We start from the raw sequence: 24,808 nt of genomic DNA, 5'->3' as shown, positions 1-24,808 counted from the left end.
TGAACTGATGGTTGTGGCCGGTACCGGTTGGTACCGGCCACACATCTTTAACCGCCCGTACCCGGCCTTGCGTCCTGGCGCAGGCCTACCGGCAGTCCCACCTGTGCGGCCACCGGCTGGAGGTGGTACCCACTACCGGCCCTGGACGGACATGGCGATCACCGTGACCGCATGTTCCACGGCGTAGACCGGATCGCGGGACAGCCCCTTGACCTGGGCGTCGGCTTCGGCAGTGGCCTGGATGGAGCGGACCAGTCCTTCCGGCGTCCACCGCCGGACCTCCCGCTGGGCCTGTTCGACCAGCCAGGGCTGCATTCCGAGGTCTGCAGCTATTTGGGCCGAAGAGCCGGAAGCGCCGGCCACGCGGGCCACCGTCCTCAGCTTTGCCGCCAGCGCGGCAACCAGCGGAACGGGATCGGCTCCCGTTGCAAGGGCATGGCGGAGAGTGGACAATGCCAGCGGGCCGTTTCCTGCCATGGCAGCATCGGCGACCTTGAAGGCCGTAGCCTCGATCCGTCCGCCGTAGTAGCGGTCGACGATGTCCGTGGTTACTGTCGTGCCGGCATCCGCGATCAACTGGCTGCACGCTGCTGCCAGTTCCGAGAGATTCGCCCCGACGGCGTTCACCAGGGCCTGCACCGCCTCCTGTTCAATCCTCCGCCCGGACGTCTTGAACTCCGAGGCGACGAAGGCCACCTTGTCCGCGTCCTTCTTAAGCGGCTGGCAGTCCACAACCGGCCAGCCGCCCTTCTTGATGGCGTCCAGCAACTTCTTGCCCCGCACTCCCCCGCCATGCCTCAATACCAGGACGGCGTCCGGCTCCGGGTGGCCGATGTAGGCAAGGGCGTCGGCCAGGAAGGCGTCGTTCATCGATTCGACAGCCTCAACTTCGATGAGCTTGCTTTCGCCAAACAGCGACGGGCTGACCTGCATCAGCAAGGACCCGGCCTCGTAGGATGTGGCGTTGATGCGGCTGACCTCAACGTCGGGAGCGGCTGCCCGCACCTCTGCACGAACCCTGTCCATTGCTCTGATGCCAAGGTACTCTTCAGGCCCGCTCACCAGGACGACGGCGGCCGGCGTTACGTCCCGCCAGGTGGGCCCTGCCAATGCCGGCGAACGGGTTGCACGTTTCTGCGCAGCGGCCATCGGAGCTTCCTTCCGGAAAGTTTTGTGGAGTATCCCAGCCTGCCATGTCCCGTGGCCCGAACCAAGCCCGGGCCACGCTTCTGCGGCACCCGCGCAGCGGACCGCCGCAGCGGTTCCCGGCTGCGGCTCTTTAGCACCCCGGCCGCGTACCGTTCCAGCATTTCCAGCAGGGATACAACGCGCCGGTGCGCGTCCGCCACAGACCGAATGAGCCGGTGCGGCCGGGCCGCCGCCCAGACGGCCACGATCGTCAGCATCGAAAGGAACAGCATGGTCAAGACGCCGGACACACCCTCGGGCCAGGGAAGGGCTGCGCCCGGAAGTTGGGAGGTGAACCTGGCTGTCGCCGCCACGCCCGCGCTGAACGCACCCGCCAACGCGATCAGGACGGTTCCTGCCCACGGGGCCAGCACCACCAAAGGCACGGCAGCCGTTCCCAGCAGTGTCACGGGCGCCACGAGCGGCGACGCGATAACGTTGGCCAGCAGCGAGTAGGTGGAAAATTGGGGCTGCAGCACCACAATCACTGGTCCGCAGAGCAATTGCGCGGACAACGGAACAGCCACTGCAGCCGCGGCCCAGCGCGGAACGGGCTCCGGAGTCCACTCCACGATGCGTTGGCCGAGGACGATGATTCCCAGGGTTGCCAGGACGGACAGGAGGAACCCGAAACTCGTTCCCAACCCGGGGTCGATCAGCAGGAGGCCGATCACGGCAAGGCTCAGGAAGCTCAGGCCACGCCCCGACCTGCCACCGGCCAGGGACAGTACCGCTACGGCTCCCATGAGCGCTGCCCGCAGGACACTTGCATCGGGGCCAACAAGCAGCACGAACAGCCCGAGGCCTGCCACTGCCAGCACGGCCGCAGGCAACCGGGGTAAGCGGAGCCGCCGGCACACCAGCAGCAGCGCCCCGAGAACCAGGCTGCAGTTGGCTCCGCTGACAGCTGTTAGGTGGGTCATGCCCACGCTTTTCATTGCAGCGTCCAGGCCTTCATCGAGTGCTGTGGTATCCCCGGTAACCATTCCCGGAAGCAGGCCGCGCGGATCCGGGGCGAGGAAAGAGGCGGCGGAAACGAACCGTTCCCTCAATTCCCTGGCAGCTCCCGGCAGGATGGGCGGGCCAACCTGCAGCCCCGGTCGCGAGGACGCTGTGAGGATGCCGGCCTCCTCCCGTCCGGGATCGGCGGGGCGGAGCGTTCCGGTAGTCCGGACCAGTTGGCCGGGCACCACTGCGTCCCAGCCGCCCCCGCCCACCACCACCAACTGGGCCCGCGCCCGCAGCACAACGCCGCCGGTACTGATGTCCCGGGTCCAAACCGGCACCGACCAGCGGGCAGGTGGACCAGCCTGGTTGGTGGCAGTCAAGGCGCGGGGCGCTCCTGCCACTTCCACAACCGCCACCACAGACTTTCCGGACAAGACGGCGGCTGCGAGGGGACCTTCGTGGCGCTGAGTGGCGGCCACCGCTGAATGGGCAGCCGTTGTTCCCGCAAGGAGGAGGGCTACCGCCGTGGTGGTTGAGAAGCTGCGCCGGCCCTGATTCCCGCCTTCCCGGTAAACTGACGAACCGCCCCGGGATTTGGCGGCATGGCCCAGCAGCAGGCCCGCCACCACGAGCAGTGCACAGCAGAAGCCGCCCAGTGCCATCGGGGGCAGCCAAAGCCCGGCAGCGGAGGCAGCCCAAACGAGCGCCGCCGGCAGCGCCAGCCGGAGGTCTGTGCGGCGGCGGAACACCTCACCGCCGGTGTCTGCCTCCTGCAGTGCTTTCCGGTTGCCCTCCCGTAACCGGGCCCACCGGGAAATCCAGAACGTGGGGAGGCTTTCGCCGGCGCCACCGGCCAGGCGCAGCCACCCCTGCCGCGGTTGCCCCGGCGTGCCGGCCCGGAACCCCTTCGAGGCCCTGGCCTGCCGCCGACCGAAGGCATCAGCGTGCCGCGCATCATGCCCGCCGGCCGCGTGCCCGCGGACTGCTGACTCCACGTAGTGGCTCCAGGGACTCGCCCCGGTTCCCCCTGTCCCGTTACCCATGGCACGGTGCCGTAGCCCTCATCATTAAATCTTGCCTTCGTCTCATATGGTCACCAGGGGCAGCAATGCTTCAAGCATCCTTGGACCGACACCATCAATGGCGTCAAGGTCCTCGACCGCCTTGAACGGACCGTGCTCCTTGCGCCAATCCACGATTCGCTGCGCCAGAACAGGGCCGACTTTGGGCAGGCCATCCAGCTCATCCACTCCGGCGGTATTGAGATTGACCTTCGATCCAGCCGGCGCTCCGGCGCTCCCGGCCGGAACATCCCCGGCCGCCGGCTCCCCCGGTTCCGCGGGACCGGCCGGCAGAGGTTCGCCGTGCAGCGGGACGTGGATTTTTTGCCCGTCTTCCACCACCACGGCGAGGTTAAGGCGGTTGAGGTCGGCTCCAGGGGCCGGCCCTCCGGCTGCGGCTATGGCTTCGTAGAGGCGGCTGCCGGCGGGCAGTTCCACCACTCCGGGCTGCAGTACTGATCCCGCTACGTGAACCACCACTGTGCTTTCCGGTGCGCTTTCCTGCGGGGCTGGCTCGGGACCGGCCCGGCTGCCGCCACCGCCGTCCTCGCCCGGGGAGCTGTCCCCGGCCGCCGGTGCGGCGGTTCCGGAAGCGACGCCGCCGAGCGGCAGAACCTCCGGCCGGCCGGCCCCGGCCTGCCACCAGAACCAGGCACCGGCGGCAACTGCAAGGACACCCAGGAGCACAGCCAGCCGAAAGTTGAGGCGCCAGCGGACGGCAGGGCCAATGTCAGTGAGCTCCCTGGCTTCAGGCTCTTCTCCGGGCAGGGCACGGCCACCTAATGCCCCGCCAGCTCCTCCCGGGCCCCGGTATTCAAAGGAGGGCCCGCCGTCGTCACCGGCCAGCAGCCCCGGGGAGTCGCCACCCAGGGTGGCGTTCAGCCGCCTCCTGACGCGGTGAGCCTGTTCCTCCGCTGCTCCGGCATTTCGGCGTGACATACCTCCAACCTAGGGACAGGCCGCGCCAGGGAGACAGGGCAGGCGGAGGCTATGTGGAAAGCACGTGCTCAGCCGGCGTCGACGGCGGCAGGGTTGTCGCCCACGATGACGGCGAGAACGCCCAGCCCGGCATGTGCGGCAAGTACGGCAGGGAGGGAACTGATTTGGGCGGGAGGGCACTGCGGCAACGCGGCTTCAAGCCTTTTGGCAAGCCCCTCAGCCTCCGCCTGGTTGCCGAAATGGTGGACGGCAAGACGGACGTCCGCAGCAGTGCGGGCAGAAGCGTCCGCGGCCACCATCTCCTCCAGCCGGGCAACTGCCCGGCTGGCCGACCGAACCTTCTCCAGCGGTACGATCTTTCCGCCGTCCACCCCCAGAATGGGCTTGATGGCGAGCATGGTGCCCCACAGCAACGCGGCTGCACCGATCCGGCCTCCGCGGCGAAGCTGCTCCAGGCTCGGGACATAAAAATAAACCTTGGTGCGTGCCGCCTGGCTGGTGGCAGCAGCGGCCGCTGCCACCGCATCGGCGCCTTCCCCGGCAACGCGGGCAGCTTCCTGGACGGCCATCCCCAGGGCCATACCTACCGTTCCGGAATCGACCACTTCCACCGGGATGCCCACCTTGCCGGCGGCAAGGCGGGCAGCATCTGCCGTGCCGGACAGGCCAGCGGAGATATGGACGGACACTATCGACTCAAAGCCCCTGCGCTGAGCCGCCGCGTAAGCCTGCTCGAACTGTCCCGGCGATGGACGGGAGGTCTTCACGGAAGTCCCGCTGGCCAGTGCCAGCGCGATGGTTTCCGAGATGTCGTCTTCGCCTTCACCGTAGATCTCATCCCCCACCATCACGGGCATGGGAATGATAGTGAGGCGTCCATCACCCGTCAGTCCGGCGGCCCAGTCAGCCGGCAGCGCGGCGGCAGAGTCGGTCACCACGGCAGTACGCACGACGGCGTCCGCCCGGGTTGCAGAGGCCTCCTGCCGGCGGCGGGCCAGCAGGCGCGCCCGGATCCGGGGCCAGGCGGCGGCGTCGCTGTTGGGCAAAGGGCCCTCCTGAGTCACGGCAGGCCGCCGGGGCTTTCAGGCGGCCTGGTCCGGCTTACGCCGGGACGATGTTGACCAGTTTAGGGGCGCGGACGATTACGGTGCGGATGCCGCGGCCGTCGAGGGCGCGCTGGACGTTCTCCGATGCCAGCGCCAGTTCACGCAGCTGGTTCTCGGAGACACCGGGCGAGACCTCGAGCCTGTCCCTGACCTTGCCCTGGACCTGGACGACGGCGGTAACGGTGTCCTGCACCAGCAGGGACTCGTCGTGCGCCGGCCAGCCCGCATTTGCCACCGAGGCGGGGTGACCCAGGACGTTCCACATGTCCTCTGCGGTGTACGGGGCGAAGAGGCTGAGGATCACCGCAACTGCCTCGGCAGCTTCCCGCACTGCAGGGTCAGAACCTCCGGCGCCGGCATCTATGGATTTGCGCGTTGCGTTGACCAGCTCCATCAGCTTGGCCACCACCACGTTGAACTTGTTGCTGTCCAGCAGGGCGGCGGCGTCCGCAATGGTGCGGTGCGTAACCGACCGCAGCGCACGGTCCCCGGCGCCGGGGTCGGAACCGGGCTCGCTGGTGACGTCCTGCGCCAGCCGCCACGCCCGGGCCAGGAACTTCGCAGAGCCGGAGGGTGAAACATCGGCCCAGTCGACGTCGTCCTCGGGAGGCGAGGCGAAGATCATGGTGAGACGGACGGCGTCGACGCCGTACTTGTCCAGTTGCTCACCGAGGTCAACGCCGTTGCCAAGGGACTTGCTCATGGCCTTGCCGCCGTTCAGGACCTGGCCCTGGTTCAGCAGGGCGCTGAACGGCTCGTCGGCGTCGATCATGCCCAGGTCGTGGATCACCTTGGTGAAGAACCGGGCGTAGAGCAGGTGCAGGATGGCGTGCTCCACGCCGCCCACGTATTGCCCTACCGGCATCCAGTCGTTGATCTTGGCCGGATCGAAGGGACCCTCCGTGTAGTCCGGGGACACAAAGCGCAGGAAGTACCAGGACGAATCCACGAAGGTGTCCATGGTGTCGGTATCGCGTTTGGCGGGGCCGTGGCAGCTGGGGCACTCGACATTAACCCAGGCCTCGGCGGCAGCCAGCGGCGATGTGCCCTTCGGCGACAGGTCCTCGCCGCGCAGGTCTGCCGGCAGGGTGACGGGCAGATGCTCATCAGGGACGGGAACCTCGCCGCAGGACGGGCAGTGGATGATCGGGATGGGGGTTCCCCAGAACCGCTGCCGGCTGAGCAGCCAGTCGCGCAGCCGGAAGTTGACGAACTTCTCTCCGGTGCCCTGCCGTTCAAGGATGGCTATTGCCGCCGGGATGGCCTCGGCCTTGGGCAGTCCGTCCAGCTCACCGGAGTTGATGAGGGTGCCTTCGCCTGCGGTGGCGGTGCCGGACACTGCAGGGTCTTCCTCGCCGGTGTCCAGGACGGCCCGTACCGGGAGGCCGAACTTCCGGGCAAAGTCGAGGTCGCGCTGGTCGTGGGCCGGCACGGCCATGATGGCGCCGGTGCCGTAGTCGGCCAGGACGTAGTCGGCTGCCCACACCGGCAGCTTCTCCCCGTTCAGCGGGTTGACGGCATACCGGCCGGTGAAAACGCCGGTCTTTTCACGCTCGGTGGATTGCCGTTCGATTTCGGTAAGCGCCTTGACCTGCTCACGGTAGTCGTCCAGGGCGGCGGCGTGCTCGTCCGTTACCAGTTCGACGGCGAGGGGCGCGTCCGCTGCGACGACGAAGAAGGTTGCGCCGTACAGGGTGTCCGGGCGGGTAGTGAAAACTGTGACGTCCTTGGCGGGCTTGCCGCCGACGGCCCCGATCACGAAACTGACGTGCGCTCCTTCGGAGCGGCCGATCCAGTTCCGTTGCATGGCAAGCACCCGCTCGGGCCAGTGGCCCCGCAGCTCATCCATGTCATCGAGCAGCCGGTCAGCGTAATCGGTGATCTTGAAGTACCACTGGTTCAGCGACTTCTTGGTGACGGTGGTGCCGCAGCGTTCGCAGGCGCCATTGACAACCTGCTCGTTGGCGAGCACGGTCTGGTCCTTGGGGCACCAGTTGACCGGGGAATTCTTGCGGTACGCCAGGCCGCGCTCGTAGAAGCGCTTGAACAGCCACTGGGTCCAGCGGTAATACTCCGGGTCCGAGGTGTGCAGCCGGCGCGACCAGTCGGCGGAGATGGCGTACCGCTTGAAGGACGCCGCCTGGGTGTCGATGTTGGCGTAAGTCCACTCACTGGGGTGGGCGTTGCGTTTGATGGCCGCGTTTTCGGCGGGCAGGCCAAACGAGTCCCAGCCGATCGGATGCAGGACGTCGTAACCCTGCTGGCGGAGGTAGCGGGCGACAACGTCGCCCATGGCAAACGCTTCGGCGTGCCCCATGTGAAGGTCGCCGGACGGGTACGGGAACATGTCCAGCACGTAGCGCCGCTCCCGGGACCCGTCGTCGACAGGGGTGAAGACCTTAAGGTCATCCCATACCTGCGGCCACTTGGCCTCCATGGCGGCAAAACTGTACGTGCCCTCCTCGGACACCTCCGCCGACACTGCTGCTGTTCCGGTCTCTGTTTCCGGCTGAACGCCCACTGCTGCCCTCTTCTGTTCTGTTATGGCATCTGTACTGCCATAACGGCCTGATCCTCCTGCGTGCGGCCCGGAAACAGGCCCGGACACACAAAAGCCCCTCGCCATGGAGGGGCTGCCGCACGGTTATCCGCTGTTTCGGATGCCGGGCGGCTAACTAAGCAGGAGGATCGCACGCATAAAACCACTTTAGCGCACGAAGGGGCCAGGCCGGTGAGCGGCTGCGCTGTACCGTTGGCGCCGTGCCTCACTACACTGGAACCGGGCAATCGGGGTATGTTCCGGCAGGTGACTCATGGCTGATGACTTGGCTGACAACTTGGGCGATGACGCTGGTGCCGCCTTCAGTGCCAGTCACCCTGCCGGCGGCCTCTTCCCGCCGCTTGGCGGACCTTCCACGCCGACCCGGGAGGACGCCGGCGGCAAGGCCGCCGCGTTGTCCGAGCTGAAATCTGCGGGGTTTCCCGTTCCCTCCGGTTTCGTCGTGACACAACGGGCTTTGACTGCCCGTTTGGAAGATAATCAGGGCCTCTGGGACCGGCAGTTGCTGGCCGCTGCCCGGGCCGCCGGTCCCGGCCCGTACGCGGTTCGCTCCTCGGCGGCGGCTGAAGACCTGCCCGGCGCTTCCTACGCCGGGATGTATGAAAGTTACCTCAACGTGCCGGCGGCGGATCTTCCCGTTGCAGTCATCCGCTGTTTCGGGTCGGCGGATGCCGGACGTGTCCGGGCGTACCAGGAATCGCTCCGCCAGCAGCCGGCCGCCGCCCCGGATGTCCCGCCGAACGCTGCTGCGGACGCTGGAGCCGCCCGCACCGGCGCCGGAAACATGGCGGTCCTCGTTCAACAGATGGTGGACGCCGCGGCCGCCGGTGTCGCCTTCACTGCGAATCCCTTGACCGGCGCACGGGACGAGACCGTGATCTTGGCCGTCAGGGGTCTCGGAGAAGATCTGGTGGGAGGATCCGAGCATGGCGAAGAATGGTGGGCCCGCGGCGGGCTGGTCACCCGCAGGAGTGGTGCGCCGGAGTCAGGATCCGCGCTGACGAGGGAAAGCGCGACGAAGGTTGCCGCTTTGGCCGGGCGGGTCGCCCGGCACTTCGGCTGCCCGCAGGACGTGGAGTGGGCTATGGACCGTTCCGGCCGCGTCCAGGTCCTGCAGGCGCGGCCGATGACAGCCGTCCCCGTGCCGGTGATGTGGGACGCCCCGGGGAAGGGCGCCTGGCTGCGGAACTTCCGGCTCGGGGAATGGCTGCCTGAACCGGTCACACCGCTTTTTATGGACTGGATCATTCCCTGCATGGACACCGCCTACAACGACGCCGTCTTCCGCTCGGCGGGCCTTCGGGTCCCGATGGGCAGCGCCGCGGTCAACGGCTGGTACTACGTGGCCCCGCCGACACCCCGGGCCCTCCCCCACCTCATTTTTGGCGGCACGCCCCGCTCGCTGCCCTACTTTTTCAACTCCGTTATCCGCCCGATGGTGGATCCGGCCGGCGCAGACCGCACGGTACTCCGGGACCTTGAGCTGGAATGGCGAAACCAACACCTCCCGGCGTACCGGGCGCTGGCTGACGGCTACCGGGATGTCCCGCTTCCGGGAACGCTGAACGGTCTGATCAGCCTCGTTGAACAAGTAGCACGCGCCGCAGGGCAATATCTGTGGTTCTTCGCCGCAACCGGCGGGGCGGCCTGGAAGATGGAGCTGGTGCTGGCCGGGTTTTGGCGCCGGCACCTTGCTCCCGCCGTTGCCGCCCGGCAGGAGCAGGGACTGCACGACGGCCTCAGCTACCAGGTGCTGCTGGGCGGCCTGGCCCCGGCGCTGCCGGCGAGGCCGGGCCATGCTGTCTACAGCCTCGACTGGTACCACCCGACGGCAGGCGAAGAACATGGTCCATCTGCACCCTCCGGCAACGGCTCCGCCCGTGCCGCTGCCGCAGCTGACGCGCGGCGCGCCGCCGAGGAGACCTGCCGTTCCATACTTCAGGGTTCGCGCCGCCTGCGCCGGTTCGACATGTTGCTGGAGGTTGCCCAGCACTATGCCCTGCTCCGGGAGGAACAAGCCCGCGACTTCACCCTGGGCTGGCCGCTGCTGCGCCGTTGTGCCGCGGAAATCGGGACCCGGCTGGAGCAGGCGGGTGTCATCACCAGCCAAGACGATATCTATTTCCTGACCAGGCCGGACCTGCGGCCCGATGCGCCACCGCAGCAGGAAGCCGTCGCGCGGCGCCGCGAGGAATGGCTCCGCCATCGGAAACTGGCCGCTCCACTGGTGCTGGGCAAGCTGCCGCTGCTCGGCAACACTTTTGACCGGATGGCCAACACGGCCCGCAGCAGTCCAAACCCTCCGCAGGGCACGCTGGTGGGTCACCCGGCGAGCCCCGGCCGGGCCAAGGGCCGCGTCCGGGTAGTCAAGGACCCCGGTGACTTTTCCGGATTCCAGCCAGGCGAGGTGCTCGTAGCGGGAGCAACGGCCCCGGCATGGACTCCTCTGTTCGCCCACGCTGCCGCCGTCGTAACAGACAGCGGCAACCTCGCAGCCCACGCCTCGCTGGTAGCCCGTGAGTACGGCATCCCGGCGGTAGTAGGAACAGGAACAGCCACGCAGGTCCTGTTCACCGGCCAATTGGTAACAGTAGACGGCAACGCAGGCACAGTAGAACTCCACGGGGACTGAGCCCGCCCTAACTCCGCGAGGAAGGCGGCCCCTGCGGAATTCCAGGGGCCGCCTCGGGGTAGGTCGTGACGGACCTAGTGCACGTCCTCGTCAACCCAGTCCATCGACTTCGTCACTGCCTTCTTCCAGAGCCGCATCTGGCGGTCCTGTTCGGCCTGGTCCAGCTGGGGTTCCCAGCGCTTGTCTTCGGACCAGTTGGAGGACAGTTCGCCGAGGTCTTTCCAGAAGCCGACGGCGAGGCCGGCAGCGTAGGCAGCGCCCAGGGCCGTGGTCTCCACGACCTTGGGCCGGATCACGGGAACACCAAGGATGTCTGCCTGGAACTGCATCAGCGCGTCGTTGGCCACCATGCCGCCGTCGACCTTCAACTCCGAGAGCGGAACGCCGGAGTCTGCGTTCACGGCATCGAGCACTTCGCGCGTCTGGAACGCCGTGGCTTCCAGCGCGGCCCGGGCAATGTGGCTCTTGTTGACGAAGCGGGTGAGGCCCACAATCGCGCCGCGGGCGTCGGAACGCCAGTAGGGTGCGAAGAGCCCCGAGAAGGCCGGGACAATGTAAACGCCGCCGTTGTCCTTTACGGAGGCTGCCAGGGTTTCCACCTCCGGGGCGCTGCTGATCATTCCCAGGTTGTCCCGCAGCCACTGAATCAGGGAACCGGTGACGGCGATGGAGCCTTCCAGTGCGTAGTGGGGCGCCGCGTCGCCGAGCTTGTAGCCCACCGTGGTCAGCAGCCCGTTCTTGGAGTGGACAATTTCCTCGCCCGTGTTGAAGATCAGGAAGCAGCCGGTGCCGTAGGTGTTTTTGGCTTCACCGGTCTGGAAGGCGGCCTGGCCGAAGGTGGCTGCCTGCTGGTCGCCGAGGATGCCTGCGACCGGGACCTCACGGAGGAGCTGGGAGGTGTGGACCGTGCCGTAGACCTCCGAGGAGGATTTGATCTGCGGCATCATGCTCAGCGGAACCCCGAAAATGCCCAGGATTTCCTCGTCCCACTGCAGGGTGTCCAGGTCCATGAACAGCGTCCGCGAGGCATTGGTGACGTCAGTGACGTGGACGCCGCCGTCCACCCCGCCGGTGAGGTTCCACAGGACCCAGGCATCGGTGTTGCCGAACACCAGGTCACCTGATTCGGCCCTCTGGCGGGCACCTTCGACGTTATCCAGGATCCATTTGATCTTGGTGCCGGAGAAGTAGGTGGCCAGCGGAAGGCCCACCTTCTGCTTGAAGCGGTCGGCTCCGCCGTCCCGTGACAGTTCGTCCACAATGTCCTGGGTGCGGGTGTCCTGCCACACGATGGCGTTATACACGGCCTCGCCTGTGGTCTTGTCCCACACCACAGCGGTTTCGCGCTGGTTGGTGATACCGACGGCGGCAATATCGTGTCGCGTCAGGCTCGCCTTGGAGAGGGCCGAGGCGATGACCTCGCGGGTATTGTTCCAAATTTCGGCGGGATTGTGCTCCACCCACCCCGCCTTGGGGAAGATCTGTTCGTGCTCCATTTGGCCGGAGGAAACGATGCTGCCGCTGTGGTCGAAAACGATCGCGCGGGTGCTGGTGGTTCCCTGGTCGATGGCGATTACATACTGGCTCATGATGACGTCCTTGTCTCTAGCGGTGTTTTGTGGGATGGCTCAGGTCAGTGGTCAAGCTGCTGCTGTGGCGATGATCGGCACGACGCGGGCAACCAGGCCGCCCAGGGCGCCGCCGACCAGCGGACCAACGATGGGGATCCAGGAATAGCCCCAGTCGCTGGAACCCTTGCCCCGGATGGGCAGCACGGCGTGGGCGATCCGGGGGCCCAGGTCGCGGGCGGGATTGATGGCGTAGCCGGTGGGGCCGCCGAGGGAGACACCGATGCCCACGACGAGCAGTGCGACGGCGAGCGGGCCGAGGCCGGACGGCGTACCGCCGAAGGTGAGGATGACGAAGACCAGGACGAAGGTACCGATGATCTCAGTCACCAAATTCCAGGAACTGGAACGGATGGCCGGACCCGTGGAAAACACGCCCAGCTTGCTTGCCGGTTCCTCTTCGGCGTCGAAGTGCTGCTTGTAGGCGAGCCAGCAGACCACGGCCCCGAGGAAGGCGCCCAGCAGTTCTCCGCCAAAGTAAGTCAGCGTTGAGGCGAAATCGACGGCGACATCCGGTGCGTACTCTTCAGCGCCATTGGCCAACAGGCCCAGCGTCACAGCCGGGTTCAGGTGTGCCCCCGACTTCGCGGCCACATAGACACCCGCGAATACTGCAACACCCCATCCCCAGGTCACCATCAGGAACCCGCCGCTGTTGCCTTTGGTTCCCCTCAGGGCAACGTTGGCGACGACACCGCAACCCAGCAGGGTCAGCATCGCCGTTCCGAAGACTTCGGAAAGGAAAACAATTCCAAGAGACATCTTTGACTCCTCTATTTTCTGTTGTCAGTCCTTCGCGGGTTGAAGGACCGTGATGCCGGGACGTGTCCCGGCCGGCCAGCCTGTCCTATGCGACCAGGCTGTGTGTTTCCACGCGGTGGAACCGCTCCAGCACATCCTGCGCGTGCCGGATCTCGGCTGCCCGTGCCGCAGGATCCCACTTCAATGGATTGGCGAGTACGTCCGCCACCTCGTTAAGCAGTTCCCCCGTCACCAGGCCGCGGAAGGCCAGGGAAGTACGGCGGATCAGGACGTCCGCCAAGTGCCCCACCTGTTCATGGTCAGCCATGAACTCCAATTCCCGGACACTCAGTTCCCGTGTAGAACGCAGCAGGCGGTCCGGCCCGCCGTCGAGGTACGCCATCACGGATTCCGCCCGCGTCCCGTACCGGGTCAGCAACCCGGCGGTGCGGTCCGCGTCACGGGCCGCCGTCATGTGGGCCTTGATCCACTTCTGCACGCCGGCCTCGTCAGCGGGAAAGTCTGCTCCGCCGCCGATGGGTAGGTGGGCCGTTGAGGTTTTCCGCTGCATGCCGAGTTCGGCGAGGACGTCGTTGGTGAGGTGTTCGGCCAGCGCCCGGAACGTAGTCCACTTGCCGCCTACGAGGCTCAGGACGACGGCGCCCGCACCGGCGGTGCTGCTGCCTGTTTCCCGGCGCTCGATCCGGTAGTCCCGGGAAACGAACCCGGGCTGCGTCTCGTCATGCCGGGGCAGCGGCCGCACCCCGGAGAAGGTGTAGACAACTTGTTCGCGCGTAACCCCGATGGAGGGAAAGACGTGGCCGATAAGGTCGAAGAAGTACTCGATTTCCTCGTCCGTGCAGACGGCATCCTGGCTTAGGTCGGCGTCCACGTCCGTAGTCCCGACAAGGACGCGGTCATCCATGGGATAGATGAGGACGATCCGGCCGTCGGTGTGCTCAAAGAAGATCTCACGTCCCCCGCAGGCGGCCAGGAGTTCGGGATGGTCGAGCACGACATGCGAGCCCTTGGTGCCGCCCATGAAGGCGGAAGCTGTGCCCATGGCTTCATTGGTACGGTCCACCCACGCCCCCGTGGTGTTGACGATGACGTCAGCAGTAAAGTCGAACTCCTCCCCGGTCAGCTCATCCCGCAGCCGCACGGTGCTGCCTCTGCCCGTGCCCCGGTTAGGTTCGCCGGTCATGGATCTCAGTGACAGGTAGTTGCTGGCGCGCGCTGCGCTGCCCTGGGTGCCGGGGCCGGCTGCGCGCCCGGCCTTCTCACCGTCCTGCAGGACATCGAGCGTGAGCCGCTCAGGGTTGTGCACGGAAGCATCGAAGTAGGTGGCCGTGTACTTGACGTCCGGACGCAGGCGGGGCAGTTCCTGGAGGGCACGTTCACGGCCGCGGAACTCGTGGCGCGGCACGGAACCGCCGTCGCGGGAAAACGAGTCATACAGGCTGAGGCCGAGTTTGATGAGGAAGGCGCCGCGCTCCGCAGGCTTTCCCTGCTTATGGGTGAGGAACCGGAACGGCGCCGCCAGCACGCCCGTAAAAGTACTGAAGATGGGGATGGTGGTCTGCAGCGGCTTGACGTAGTGCGGTGCAATCCGCAACAGCCGGTTGCGCTCCACCACTGACTCCCGGACCAGCCGGAACTCCCCGTTTTCGAGATAACGGATACCGCCGTGGATCATATGCGAGGATGCGCCGCTTGCCCCCTGGCAGAAGTCGCCGCGTTCCACCAGCGCAACGTCTACACCCTGCAGGGCCAGATCCCGGAAGGTTCCGACGCCGTTGATTCCACCTCCCACCACCAGCACTTTCGCATGCGGACGGAGGCGCAGGTTGTGCACCGATGGGCGTTCCGCTCCCGGCTTTGGTGCTGCGGCGCGGGTGGATGAATCCTTGGGTCCCAAAACGACTCCCTTGGGCGTTGTCTGACGTGGGCACGGCTAAGTGATTGACCGTTCTCGTCTATTCTTTGGAGTAATGGAAAATGGAGTCAAGCTATATGCACAAACGTGCAGAACGGAGTCACCATGGACCCATCCAGGCACGCTGACGCCCTTCGGGCTGCACAAATGTATTACCTGCAGGACCTCACCATGGACGCGATCGCCCGCGAATTGCGGACGTCCCGCTCCACGGTTTCACGGCTGTTGTCCTCGGCCCGGGATTCGGGCCTGGTGCAGGTTCAGATCCGGAACCCCCTGGACACCGGTCCGGAGCTGGAAGGCCTGATCCGCCGTCGGTACGGAGTCGACGCCCATGTTGTCCCGGTCGTGGAAACACTGAATGAGGCCGAGACCCTGGACCGGGTGGCCATGCAGGCGGCCCGCACCATCGGTCCACTGGTGGACTCCAATGCCATCATCGGGGTCGCGTGGGGATCCACCCTCAGCGCCGTGAGCAGGCACCTGACAAGGAAGATCACCCATGACAGTGTGGTGGTGCAACTGAATGGCGCGGGAAATATGCACACAACAGGCATCACCTACGCGAGTGACATCATGCGCCGCTTCGGCAGTGCCTACGGGGCGCGGGTGGAACAGTTCCCGGTTCCTGCGTTTTTCGACCACGCCGGTACCAAGACTGCAATGTGGAATGAACGCAGCGTGCAGCGCATCCTTGAACTCCAGGCGAAGATGAGCATCGCGATCTTCGGCGTCGGATCCGTGGACGCGGACTACCCCAGCCACGTCTACGCCGGCGGGTACCTGGACGAGGCCGACCTCCGCACCCTGGCCATCTCCGACGTTGTAGGGGACGTTGCAACCGTATTCTTCCGCGCCGACGGCTCCTCGGACGGGATCGTGCTCAACGAAAGGTCCACCGGGCCGGCCCTCGCCGCACTTCGCCAGGTCCGGCGCAGGATCTGCGTGGTTTCCGGTGTCTCCAAGATCAACGGGCTGAAAGGCGCACTTGCGGCGCGCCTGGCTACGGACCTGATCCTCGACGAAGCCACTGCACGCCGCCTGGTGGGCCTGGAGGGCCTTGCTGTGGCGAGTAGGTAGAGTCATGGCTATGAGGATCTCCCCGCGGCTGAGCCTGAACAACGGCGTGCTGATCGACCAGCTGGGCTACGGCCTGTACAAGGTGCCGCCATCCGAAGCGGCGGGACTTGTTGCCATGGCCCTCGCTTCCGGGTACCGCCACTTCGACACCGCAGCCATGTACGGCAACGAGTCCGGCGTGGCGCGGGGCATCAGCTCCCAGCTCGGAACGCAGCCGGGCAGCGGCGGCTCCGGCGAACTTTTCCCGGCGCCCGCCCGGGAGGACATTTTTGTTACCACCAAGGTGTGGAACGACCGCCACGGCTACGATGCAACTCTGCGTGCGTTTGATACCTCGATGGTCAACCTGGGCCTGGACTACGTGGACATGTACCTCATCCACTGGCCCTGCCCAAGGCGCGGCCTGTTTCCCGAAACCTACCGCGCCATGGAGACGCTTTACCGGGAGGGAAAAGTGCGGGCCATCGGCGTCAGCAACTTCCAGCCTGCCCACCTCGACCGGTTGCTGCAGACGGCAGAGGTAGTCCCTGCCGTAAACCAGATCGAGCTGCACCCGTGGCTCCAGCAGCACGAGCTGCGGAAGATTCACGACGGACTCGGTATCAGGACGGAAGCGTGGAGCCCCTTGGGCCGCGGCCGCGTGCTGGCCGACCCCGTGGTGCAGGCCTGCGCCGTCGAACACGGCAGGACCCCTGCGCAGACTGTTCTTCGCTGGCACATGGAACTGGGAAACATTGCCATTCCCAAGGCAAGTTCCGAGGCACGCATCCGGGAAAACCTGGACGTTTTCAACTTTGAGCTCACAGCCAGGGACATGGATGCGCTCGCCGGACTGGACCGCGGACAGCGGGTTGGTTCCCACCCGGACAACGTCAATTAGGACCTGCATGAAAACAACATCTCCGGGGCAGTCCCCCGCGCCCGCGTTCTTCAGCCCGGACCTGGCGGGCCGCACCCGCGCCTCTTCAGTGCAGCTCGGAGGCGGGAAGGTTTCCTACTGGACCTACGAACCCGGGCTGGTGACCCCTGAAACCCGGACCATCCTGGTGATCCACGGGTTCCGCGGCGACCACCATGGGCTCCTCCGGGTGGCCGATCAGCTCCCGGAGATGAAGATCATCATGCCGGACCTGCCCGGCTTTGGCAGTTCAGACGCGTTCGGGTCCGGTGGCCACACCGTAAGGGGTTACGGGGCGTTCATTTCGGAATTCATGACGGCCCTGGGTCTGGGCGCGGACACCGTTCTGTTGGGGCATTCCTTCGGCTCGATTATTGCCGCGCATTTTGTGGCAGCCAATCCGGGCACGGTGCATCCCCTGATCCTGGTCAACCCCATCGCCGCGCCGGCGCTGGAGGGACCGAAAGGCGTGATGACCAGGCTGGCCGTGCTCTATTACCGGCTCTCGGCCCGCCTGCCCCGACCGCTGGGGCTTGCCCTGTTGCGCAGCCCTGCAATTGTCCGGGTAATGAGTGAAACCATGGCAAAAACGGCCGACCGGGACCTTCGGCGCTTCATTCACGGCCAGCACCACGCCTACTTCAGTGCCTTTGCCAGCCGGGACAGCCTTCTCGAGTCTTTTACCGCCTCCGTCAGCAGCCACGTGGCCGAGGTGGCCAAGCGCCTGACCCTACCGGTGCTGCTGATCGCGGGAGAGAAGGACGAAATCGCCATGCTGCCGGACCAGCACCGGCTGGCCGCGCTGTTGCCCGACGGCGAACTCCAGGTCATCCCGGGCGTCGGCCACCTGATCCACTACGAAACGCCGGAGCCGGCTGCCCGCTACATCCGCAGCTTCCTGAAGGACCACCCCGCGTGAAAATTGTCATTGACGCCCGTTTCACCCGGACTGACCACCACGACGGCATCAGCCGCTACGGAGCCAGCCTCATTGCGGCAACGTCGAAAATCGCCGACGTTTCCATGCTTATTTGCGACATCCGCCAGCTCACCCTGCTGCCGGACGTGCCATACACACTGATCAACAGCCCCCTGTCCCCCGCGGAACTTCTCGTTGCCCGCAGGATCAACCCGCTGGGCGCGGACGTGGTGGTCTGCCCTATGCAGACGATGGGCACCTGGGGCCGGAAGTACGGGCTGGTCCTGACCCTGCACGACCTCATCTATTATGAGCACCCCGCACCCCCGGGATTCCTGCCCGCCCCCGTGCGGTTGCTCTGGCGCCTTTACCACAAGGCGTACTGGCCGCAGCGGCTCCTCCTCAACCGGGCCGACGTCGTCGCCACCATCAGCAGGACCACCGAGGCCCTGATGGCCAAGTACCGGCTCACGCGCCGGCCCGTCCGGATCATCAGCAACGCACCGCAACCGGCGCAGGAGCCCCGCGTACCGGAAGCCGGCGCCGAGCCCTCCCTTGTGTACATGGGCTCATTCATGCCGTACAAAAACGTGGAGACCATGGTGGCCGGCATGGCTGAACTGCCCGGCTTTACACTGCACCTGCTCAGCCGGATAACCCCGCAGCGGCGGGCCGAACTTGAGAAGCTCATTCCCCCGGGAGCCCGGGTGGTCTTCCGCAATGGCGTCACCGATGAGGAGTACAGCGCGCTCCTGAAAACGGCCACCGCACTGGTGAGCCTTTCACGGGCCGAAGGGTACGGCCTGCCTCTGGTGGAGGCCATGGCGCTGGGCACGCCGGTCATCGCCAGCGATATTCCCATCTTCCGCGAAGTGGGCGGCGACGCCGCGAGCTACGTCGATCCGGCCTCTCCCCTGCAGTTCGCGGACGCTGTGAAGAAGCTGCAGGACCCGGAGCGGTGGGAGGACATTTCGCGGCGTTCTGCAGCCCGTGCCGCGGAGTTCAACTGGGATGAATCGGCCCGCCAACTGGTGGACGTGGCCCAGGGGATCGTGGCCCGGCGCCGCGGCGGGCAGGGCCTTCGCAGGTAGCCGCTAGAGCACGTCAACCCCGTCCAGGCGCACCTGCACCGGTTCGGTGGCGCGCTTCGCGGCCGTTGCGGCGCGGGTGGCCCGCAGGACGCGGGTCACCGCAGCGGCCTGGGCGTAGGGGAAGAACAGAAGGGTCCGGACATCCTCCGCGGAGCGGCGGGCGGAGGGTGCAGCGCTGAGGATCACCGGCGCAGGGCCTGCAGTCCGGAGCAGGACCCCGGATTGTTCCAGTTGCGCCGCCACTGCGCCGGAGAAATGCTCGACGGCGGCCCGAGGCCCCGTGACCGAGGCGATGCGCACCGCTGGAGGAAGCTGCAGCTCAGCCCGCAGGGAGAGCTCACGCCGGGCGTAACCTGCAGGATCCCACCGGAGCAGCGCGCCCACCGGGCCGGTGTCCGATGCGGTAACCACTACAAGGCCCCCCTCTGCCCCTGGACGCACCAGCGCAGCGGCGTTGAACCAACGGCGCACAGTATCTTCACCGGCCCGCAGGGTTTCCCGGCGCAGCAGGGAGTCACCGTCCAGCAGCAAGGCCGCGGCGTATCCGTTTTCCGCGATTGGCTCGGCCCCCACCGTAGCCACTACCAGGGCGTTGCCGCTGGTTACGTGTGCCTTCACCTGGTCACCCGAGGACGTGATGACCGTCTTGCCGGGAAATGCCCGGCCCAGCTCCTCAGCCGTCCGAATCACGCCGGTTGCGCCCCTGCGCAGCTTCCGGCTGTTGCAGTGCGCGCAGTGCCACTTAGGGTCAGGAGTGGAGCACCACCGGCATTGGGGCAGGGCGTTTGTGCCACTCGGTCCGGCTACGGCCAGGGGACCCTGGCAGGCACCACAGCGTGCCGGCTCCCGGCACCTGTCACACACCAGCGACGGCGCGTAGCCGGCCCGGGCCACCTGGACAAGGACGGGCCCCCGTTCGAGGCCCTCCTTGGCCGCCCTCCAGGCAGCACCGGGAAGGCGGGCGATCCTGGCCAGCGGATCCCGCTCCTGCTCGAAGCTGTCCGCGGTGTTCACCACCCGCGGGACGGTGCTGCGGACCAGCGTACGGTCGGCTTCGACAGGCAGGGCCCAGCCCGTCTCGACAAGCCGTTGGACCTCGGTGCTGCGGGCGTGCCCGGCCAGGAGGCATGCCGCTCCCGCCTGTTCGGTACGCAGGAGCAGGACTTCGCGGGCGTGGGCGTAGGGCGCGCGCTGTTCGATGTGGAGGTCGTCGCCGTCGTCCCAGCAAACAGCGAGCCCCAGGTCCTTGACGGGAGCATAGGCGGCGGACCGGGTCCCGATAGCGACCCGGGCGGTTCCGGCAAGGAGTCGCAGGAAATTCTGGTAGCGCGGCGTGGGCCCGTCCTCTGCCGTCAGGCGGGCGACGGCAGAGGACGGCAACAGGTCCGCAACTGCCTCCTCAAGCCGGTCCAGGTCACGGTTGTCCGGCACCACCACCACGGCACCCCGGCCGGAGGCGTAGACAGCGGCAACGGCCTGGGCCAACAGCTGCGGCCAGCCGGCGGTGCCGTAACCCTGCAGAGGATTCAACACGGCCCTCGGTGAACCGCCATCAGTCAGGTGGCGCAGGAACGCGGAGCCGTTGCGGTAGCTGGTCCACGCATTTCCTGCGCCCGGCTCCTTCGCGGCCGCAGCATGTTCAACAGGCCCGTCGCCAGGGGTTTCCCCGGTTGCGGGATACGTCTTCTCCAGGCGCGCCACCCGCGGGGGAACCGCAACCCGGAGGACATCGCTGATGGTCCCGGCGTACCGGGCGGCGACGGCGGTGACCAGTTCGGTGATCCCGGACGTCAGGACGGGAACCGGGGAAACAACTTTCGCCAGCGGCAGCAGGGTGTGGCCGGCGTCGGACCCGGCAACCCGTTCCAGGATGAACCCGCCCAGGTCCTGGCCGTTAAACTTGACCTTGACCCTGACACCGGGCTGCGCATCCTCATCGAGGGCGGCAGGAACGCCGTAATCAAACGGCCGGTCCAGATGGGGCAGGGAGGATTCCACGAGCACCCTGGCTACCGGGAGGCGGGCAGCGAACTGCGGGCCGGTTTGCTGTTTGCGGGACGGGAAGCCCTGCAGCAGGGACGGCTGCACTGCTCCCGGGAGATCCAGTAACGGCTGTGCGGAATCGTCAGCAACCAAGGTGGCTACCTCCATTCAGCATGACCGGGTGGACGTGGCCAGTAGACCAGCCGGTACTGACATGTCAACCGGCACCGGCATTCCCTGCAGGAACTGGACGACAGGGACTAGGCGTTGAAGAACGCCTTCAGGTCATCCACGCGGTCCAGCCGCTCCCAGGTGAAGTCGGGATCGTCCCGGCCGAAATGGCCGTGGGCCGCCGTTTTGGCGTAGATGGGGCGCTTCAGGTCCAGGGCGTCGATGATGGCGCGGGGCCGCAAGTCAAAAATCTCTGCGATGGCAGCGCTGATCCGGGCGGGGTCCACGGTTTCGGTTCCGAACGTCTCCACGTAGGTGCCCACGGGGCGCGCCTGGCCAATGGCGTAGGCGATCTGGATCTCTGCGCGCTTTGCGAGCCCGGCGGCCACAACGTTTTTGGCCACCCACCGCATGGCGTAGGCAGCTGAGCGGTCCACCTTGGACGGATCCTTGCCGGAGAAGGCACCACCACCGTGGCGGGCCATCCCGCCATAGGTGTCAACGATGATCTTGCGCCCGGTCAAGCCGGCGTCTCCAACGGGACCGCCGATGACAAACTCGCCGGCGGGGTTAAGGATGTTCGCCGCGCGGGAAATGTCCAGGTTGGCACCTGCCAGGACCGGCTCGATGACGATGGAGGCGAGGTCCGCACGGAGCTGTTCCAGGCTTGCGCCCTCGGCATGCTGGCTGGAAATGACCACGGTTTCCACCGAGACCGGCAGGTCCCGGTCATAACCGACGGTGACCTGGGTCTTGCCGTCGGGACGGAGGTAAGGCAACTCCCCTGACTTGCGGACTTCGGTGAGCCGCTCCGAGAGGCGGTGCGCCAGCCAGATGGGCGTCGGCATGTAAGAAGGCGTTTCGTCGCTCGCGTAACCGAACATCAGGCCCTGGTCTCCGGCGCCCTGAAGGTCGTAATCGTCTTCCTGGCGTCCCTCGCGGGCCTCAAGGGAATTGAAGACTCCCCCGGCGATGTCGTTGGACTGCTGCCCGATGGATACGGACACACCGCAGCGGGCGCCGTCGAATCCGTTGGCCGAGGAATCGTACCCAATGCCCAGGATGGTTTCGCGCACGATCTGGGGGATTTCGACGTAGGCGTCAGTGGTGACCTCACCGGCCACGTGGACCAGGCCGGTGGTGGCCATGGTTTCCACCGCGACACGCGATTCCGGGTCCTTGTCCAGCAGCGCGTCGAGGATGGCGTCGCTAATCTGGTCGCAGATCTTGTCCGGGTGGCCCTCGGTGACCGACTCGGAGGTGAAGAGCCGGAGCGCGGACGGGGTGGCCGCGTGGGATGGGGGAAGGTGCAGCGGTAAAGTCACTCAACTACCTTACTGGTTGGGATCCGTACTCCCTGCAGGAGACGGCAGCAGATGTCCCTGTACTAAGCGAACGTGCGCGGGAACACGTCAGGCGCGGGGCGAAACGTGATTCAGTTCAAAGCCGATCCGGCTGATGATGGCCGCCGATACTTCCGTTTTGGTTCCGGCCGCCTCCTGGGGCTCGGAACCGGCCCGGGACAGGATGACAACGGCATTCGTGTCCTGCCCGAAGACCTTGTCAGCACCCACGTGGTTCAGCACCAGCAAATCGCAGCCTTTGCGCTCCAGCTTTGCTTCGGCATAGGCCAGCACGTCCCCCTGGCTGTCGCCGGTTTCCGCAGCGAAGCCAACAATCAGCTGCTGCCTCTTCCCGTGACCGGCGCTGTTCCGCAGTTCCACCAGTTCGTGCAGGATGTCCGGGTTGCGGACCAGGGTGATGACGGGGTCGGCGCTGTCATCACGCTTCTTGATTTTCGTGTCCGAGACCTCGGCAGGGCGGAAGTCGGCCACTGCGGCGGACATAATAACGACGTCGGAATCGGCCGCAGCCGCCAGCGCCGCCGCGCGCAGCTGCAGGGCTGTTTCCACCGGCACCACTTCCACTCCGGCAGGGGCCTGAACTTCCATGTGCGCTGCGAGCAGGCGGACGGTCGCGCCCGCATTCCGGGCGGCGACGGCCAGCGCGACACCCTGCTTGCCGGAGGACCGGTTCCCCAGGAACCGCACCGGGTCCAAGGGTTCACGGGTTCCGCCTGCGCTGATGGTGACCGTGCGGCCTGCCAGCGGCAGCTGGTAGTCAGAGTCGCCCTGGACCAAGGCCATGGCGGCATCGAAGATCACTTCGGGCTCGGGCAGCCTGCCCGGACCGGAGTCAGAACCCGTCAACCTGCCGGTGGCCGGCTCCAGCACGGCCACTCCGCGGCCCCGCAGGGTTTCCACGTTGGCCTGCGTGGCAGCATGCTGCCACATCTCGGTGTGCATGGCGGGAGCGAACAGCACCGGACCGTGGGCCATCAGCAGGGTATTGGTAAGGAGGTCGCCGGCCTGGCCGGTGGCTGCCTTGGCCAGGAGATCGGCTGTGGCCGGGGCGATGACCACCAGATCGGCTTCATGGCCGAGGCGGACGTGGTTGACCTGATGGACGTCGTCGAAAACGCTGTTGCTGACCGGATTTCCGGACAGGGCCTCCCAGGTGGCGGTGCCAACAAAACGGGTGGCTGCTTCCGTGGGGATCACCGTGACGTGATGGCCGGCTTCAGTAAAAAGCCGGAGGAGCGATGCCACCTTGTAGGCGGCTATCCCTCCCCCGACTCCGAGGACTATGCGCACGTGAACTCCGTCAACAGCACGTCAGGCGGCAGGTACTACTCTGCAGCTTCGATCGGCGTGGAAACCAGTTTGCCTTCGTTGATCTCTCGCAGGGCGATCGAGAGCGACTTTTCGTTCAGCTTGGTGTCTACCAGCGGGCCGACGTATTCGAAGAGGCCCTCGTGCAGCTGGGCGTAGTAAGCGTTGATCTGACGAGCACGCTTGGCACCAAAGATCACCAGGCCGTACTTGGAGTCTGCTGCTTCAAGCAGCGAGTCGATCGGCGGGTTGATGATGCCTTCAAGGTTCGTGGACACGAATTCTCCAAAATTCTAGCGGGCTGACCGTTCCGGCGTTCCTTGCGGATGCGGGGTCAGCCCCATGAGTGAAACAAGCTCGTCCGCTGCCCGGCGAACGTCGTCATTGATGACGGTATGGTCGAACTCCGGTTCAGCAGCAAGCTCCAGTTTAGCGGTTTCCAGCCGTTGCTGCTGTTCCTCGGGTGTTTCGGTGCCCCGGCCTACCAGTCGGCGGACCATTTCGTCCCAGCTCGGCGGCGCGAGGAAGACAAACTGGGCGTCCGGAACTGCGGCCTTGACCTGGCGGGCGCCCTGCAGATCGATCTCCAGCAGCACGGACCGGCCTTCGGCGATGGCCTGGTTTACGGTGCTCTTCAGCGTTCCGTAGGTGTTCTGTCCATGGACTACTGCCCATTCCAGGAGCTCGCCGTCAGCCACAAGCCGTTCGAACTCATCCTTTGACTTGAAGAAGTAGTGGACGCCGTCAACTTCCCCCGGCCGGGGTGCCCGGGTAGTGGCCGAAACGGACAGCCAAACCTCGGGGTAGTTGTCCCGGATGAAGGTGGACACGGTGCCTTTGCCAACAGCCGTCGGACCAGCGAGGACTGTCAGTCCAGGTTTATTACGCACGTATTCCTTTGAGCCTGAGGTCGGGGAAAGCGCCGGAGGTATCCGCGCTAGTTTTCGTCTATAAAATCTACCAGCGCCCGGCGCTGGTGGACGCCCAGTCCGCGGAGCCTGCGGGACGCGGCAATGCCCAGCTGCTTCATGATGGCGGCCGCCCTGACTTTGCCAACGCCCGGCAGTGCCTCCAGCAGCTCCGATACCTTCATCCGCGCCATGGCTTCATCCTCCACGGCCGCATTGATGATGTCGGCGGCGGACCTGGCACCGTTCTTGAGGCTTTCCTTGGCCGCCGCGCGCGTTGCCCTGGCTGCCGCCGCCTTGTTCAGGGCATTACTTCGTTCCGATGCGGATAAGGGTCGCAGCACCAT

19 protein-coding genes are annotated in these 24,808 nt (G+C 66.2%); 5 read left to right on the top strand and 14 right to left on the bottom strand.

Features of this window, described 5'->3' with window-relative positions; translation table 11 throughout:
• Nucleotides 1-132: 132 nt before the first annotated feature.
• From holA to leuS, 5 genes are all read right to left on the bottom strand, one after another.
• Nucleotides 133-1,149, bottom strand: coding sequence for a DNA polymerase III subunit delta (holA, locus tag AC5RVN_RS04365; protein ID WP_494137177.1), 1,017 nt, complete (start codon nt 1,147-1,149; stop codon nt 133-135).
• Nucleotides 1,083-3,131 carry a ComEC/Rec2 family competence protein gene (locus AC5RVN_RS04360; protein ID WP_494137176.1) on the bottom strand — a complete coding sequence of 683 codons (2,049 nt, stop codon included), beginning with the start codon at nt 3,129-3,131 and terminating at the stop codon, nt 1,083-1,085. The genes holA and AC5RVN_RS04360 overlap by 67 nt, the downstream gene beginning before the upstream one ends.
• 90 nt (nt 3,132-3,221) lie before the next feature.
• Complete coding sequence (locus AC5RVN_RS04355; RefSeq protein ID WP_494137175.1) at nt 3,222-4,136, bottom strand: ComEA family DNA-binding protein; 915 nt, start codon at nt 4,134-4,136, stop codon at nt 3,222-3,224.
• A 68-nt stretch (nt 4,137-4,204) separates the two neighbouring features.
• Nucleotides 4,205-5,182 carry a DegV family protein gene (locus AC5RVN_RS04350; protein WP_494137174.1) on the bottom strand — a complete coding sequence of 326 codons (978 nt, stop codon included), beginning with the start codon at nt 5,180-5,182 and terminating at the stop codon, nt 4,205-4,207.
• A gap of 55 nt (nt 5,183-5,237) precedes the next feature.
• Entirely contained in the window at nt 5,238-7,763 is a 2,526-nt protein-coding gene (leuS, locus tag AC5RVN_RS04345) for a leucine--tRNA ligase (protein ID WP_494137173.1), read from the bottom strand.
• Nucleotides 7,764-8,055: 292 nt separating this feature from the next.
• Here leuS and AC5RVN_RS04340 point away from each other — a divergent pair, with 292 nt between their 5' ends.
• The gene (locus tag AC5RVN_RS04340) at nt 8,056-10,434 is read left to right on the top strand and encodes a PEP/pyruvate-binding domain-containing protein (protein ID WP_494137172.1); all 2,379 of its coding nucleotides are present in this window, start codon (nt 8,056-8,058) and stop codon (nt 10,432-10,434) included.
• Between the two features lie 74 nt (nt 10,435-10,508).
• Here AC5RVN_RS04340 and glpK read toward each other — a convergent pair whose 3' ends face one another.
• From glpK to AC5RVN_RS04325, 3 genes are all read right to left on the bottom strand, one after another.
• Entirely contained in the window at nt 10,509-12,023 is a 1,515-nt protein-coding gene (gene glpK / locus AC5RVN_RS04335; protein WP_494039766.1) for a glycerol kinase GlpK, read from the bottom strand.
• Nucleotides 12,024-12,074: 51 nt separating this feature from the next.
• Nucleotides 12,075-12,824, bottom strand: a complete 750-nt coding sequence (locus AC5RVN_RS04330) for an MIP/aquaporin family protein (RefSeq protein WP_494039767.1) — start codon at nt 12,822-12,824, stop codon at nt 12,075-12,077.
• An 85-nt stretch (nt 12,825-12,909) separates the two neighbouring features.
• Nucleotides 12,910-14,721, bottom strand: a complete 1,812-nt coding sequence (locus tag AC5RVN_RS04325; protein ID WP_494137171.1) for a glycerol-3-phosphate dehydrogenase/oxidase — start codon at nt 14,719-14,721, stop codon at nt 12,910-12,912.
• 123 nt (nt 14,722-14,844) lie between these two features.
• On the opposite strand from AC5RVN_RS04325, the gene AC5RVN_RS04320 reads away from it, so the two are divergent.
• From AC5RVN_RS04320 to AC5RVN_RS04305, 4 genes are read left to right on the top strand one after another with little or no spacing between them, the layout of a single operon-like run.
• Nucleotides 14,845-15,819 (top strand): sugar-binding transcriptional regulator, encoded by a 975-nt coding sequence (locus AC5RVN_RS04320; protein WP_494137170.1) that lies wholly within the window; start codon nt 14,845-14,847, stop codon nt 15,817-15,819.
• 10 nt (nt 15,820-15,829) lie between these two features.
• Nucleotides 15,830-16,699, top strand: coding sequence for an aldo/keto reductase (locus tag AC5RVN_RS04315; protein ID WP_494137169.1), 870 nt, complete (start codon nt 15,830-15,832; stop codon nt 16,697-16,699).
• Between the two features lie 7 nt (nt 16,700-16,706).
• A complete protein-coding gene (locus AC5RVN_RS04310) occupies nt 16,707-17,636 on the top strand; it encodes an alpha/beta fold hydrolase (protein ID WP_494137168.1) in 930 nt (309 codons plus the stop codon).
• Nucleotides 17,633-18,727 (top strand): glycosyltransferase family 4 protein, encoded by a 1,095-nt coding sequence (locus tag AC5RVN_RS04305; RefSeq protein WP_494137167.1) that lies wholly within the window; start codon nt 17,633-17,635, stop codon nt 18,725-18,727. Before AC5RVN_RS04310 ends, AC5RVN_RS04305 begins: the two co-directional genes overlap by 4 nt.
• 3 nt (nt 18,728-18,730) lie before the next feature.
• On the opposite strand, the gene AC5RVN_RS04300 is transcribed toward AC5RVN_RS04305, so the two are convergent.
• The 6 genes from AC5RVN_RS04300 to mihF all read right to left on the bottom strand — a co-directional run bounded on the left by AC5RVN_RS04300 (nt 18,731) and on the right by mihF (nt 24,808).
• Nucleotides 18,731-20,878 (bottom strand): primosomal protein N', encoded by a 2,148-nt coding sequence (locus tag AC5RVN_RS04300; RefSeq protein WP_494137166.1) that lies wholly within the window; start codon nt 20,876-20,878, stop codon nt 18,731-18,733.
• A 92-nt stretch (nt 20,879-20,970) separates the two neighbouring features.
• Nucleotides 20,971-22,206: a methionine adenosyltransferase gene (gene metK, locus AC5RVN_RS04295; RefSeq protein ID WP_494039774.1), complete on the bottom strand. Its 1,236-nt coding sequence runs from the start codon at nt 22,204-22,206 to the stop codon at nt 20,971-20,973.
• 87 nt (nt 22,207-22,293) lie between these two features.
• A complete protein-coding gene (gene coaBC / locus AC5RVN_RS04290; RefSeq protein ID WP_494137165.1) occupies nt 22,294-23,535 on the bottom strand; it encodes a bifunctional phosphopantothenoylcysteine decarboxylase/phosphopantothenate--cysteine ligase CoaBC in 1,242 nt (413 codons plus the stop codon).
• 35 nt (nt 23,536-23,570) lie between these two features.
• On the bottom strand, nt 23,571-23,831 hold the full coding sequence (gene rpoZ, locus AC5RVN_RS04285) for a DNA-directed RNA polymerase subunit omega (protein WP_003800778.1): 261 nt from the start codon (nt 23,829-23,831) through the stop codon (nt 23,571-23,573).
• A gap of 15 nt (nt 23,832-23,846) precedes the next feature.
• Nucleotides 23,847-24,443 (bottom strand): guanylate kinase, encoded by a 597-nt coding sequence (gene gmk, locus AC5RVN_RS04280; RefSeq protein WP_494039776.1) that lies wholly within the window; start codon nt 24,441-24,443, stop codon nt 23,847-23,849.
• Between the two features lie 47 nt (nt 24,444-24,490).
• Nucleotides 24,491-24,808: an integration host factor, actinobacterial type gene (gene mihF, locus AC5RVN_RS04275; RefSeq protein WP_494137423.1), complete on the bottom strand. Its 318-nt coding sequence runs from the start codon at nt 24,806-24,808 to the stop codon at nt 24,491-24,493.

It is taken from the genome of Arthrobacter sp. sptzw32, assembly GCF_059089735.1.
Note: the sequence above shows the minus strand (reverse complement) of the source record. Positions and strands in the feature narration are given on the sequence as shown.

Coding starts and splice junctions, on each gene's coding strand:
- AC5RVN_RS04310 (WP_494137168.1), top strand. CDS start 16,707: ATGAAAACAACATCTCCGGGGCAGTCCCCCGCGCCCGCGTTCTTCAGC.
- holA (WP_494137177.1), bottom strand. CDS start 1,149: ATGGCCGCTGCGCAGAAACGTGCAACCCGTTCGCCGGCATTGGCAGGG.
- AC5RVN_RS04300 (WP_494137166.1), bottom strand. CDS start 20,878: ATGGAGGTAGCCACCTTGGTTGCTGACGATTCCGCACAGCCGTTACTG.
- AC5RVN_RS04320 (WP_494137170.1), top strand. CDS start 14,845: ATGGACCCATCCAGGCACGCTGACGCCCTTCGGGCTGCACAAATGTAT.
- glpK (WP_494039766.1), bottom strand. CDS start 12,023: ATGAGCCAGTATGTAATCGCCATCGACCAGGGAACCACCAGCACCCGC.
- AC5RVN_RS04330 (WP_494039767.1), bottom strand. CDS start 12,824: ATGTCTCTTGGAATTGTTTTCCTTTCCGAAGTCTTCGGAACGGCGATG.
- AC5RVN_RS04340 (WP_494137172.1), top strand. CDS start 8,056: ATGGCTGATGACTTGGCTGACAACTTGGGCGATGACGCTGGTGCCGCC.
- AC5RVN_RS04315 (WP_494137169.1), top strand. CDS start 15,830: ATGAGGATCTCCCCGCGGCTGAGCCTGAACAACGGCGTGCTGATCGAC.
- mihF (WP_494137423.1), bottom strand. CDS start 24,808: ATGGTGCTGCGACCCTTATCCGCATCGGAACGAAGTAATGCCCTGAAC.
- AC5RVN_RS04355 (WP_494137175.1), bottom strand. CDS start 4,136: ATGTCACGCCGAAATGCCGGAGCAGCGGAGGAACAGGCTCACCGCGTC.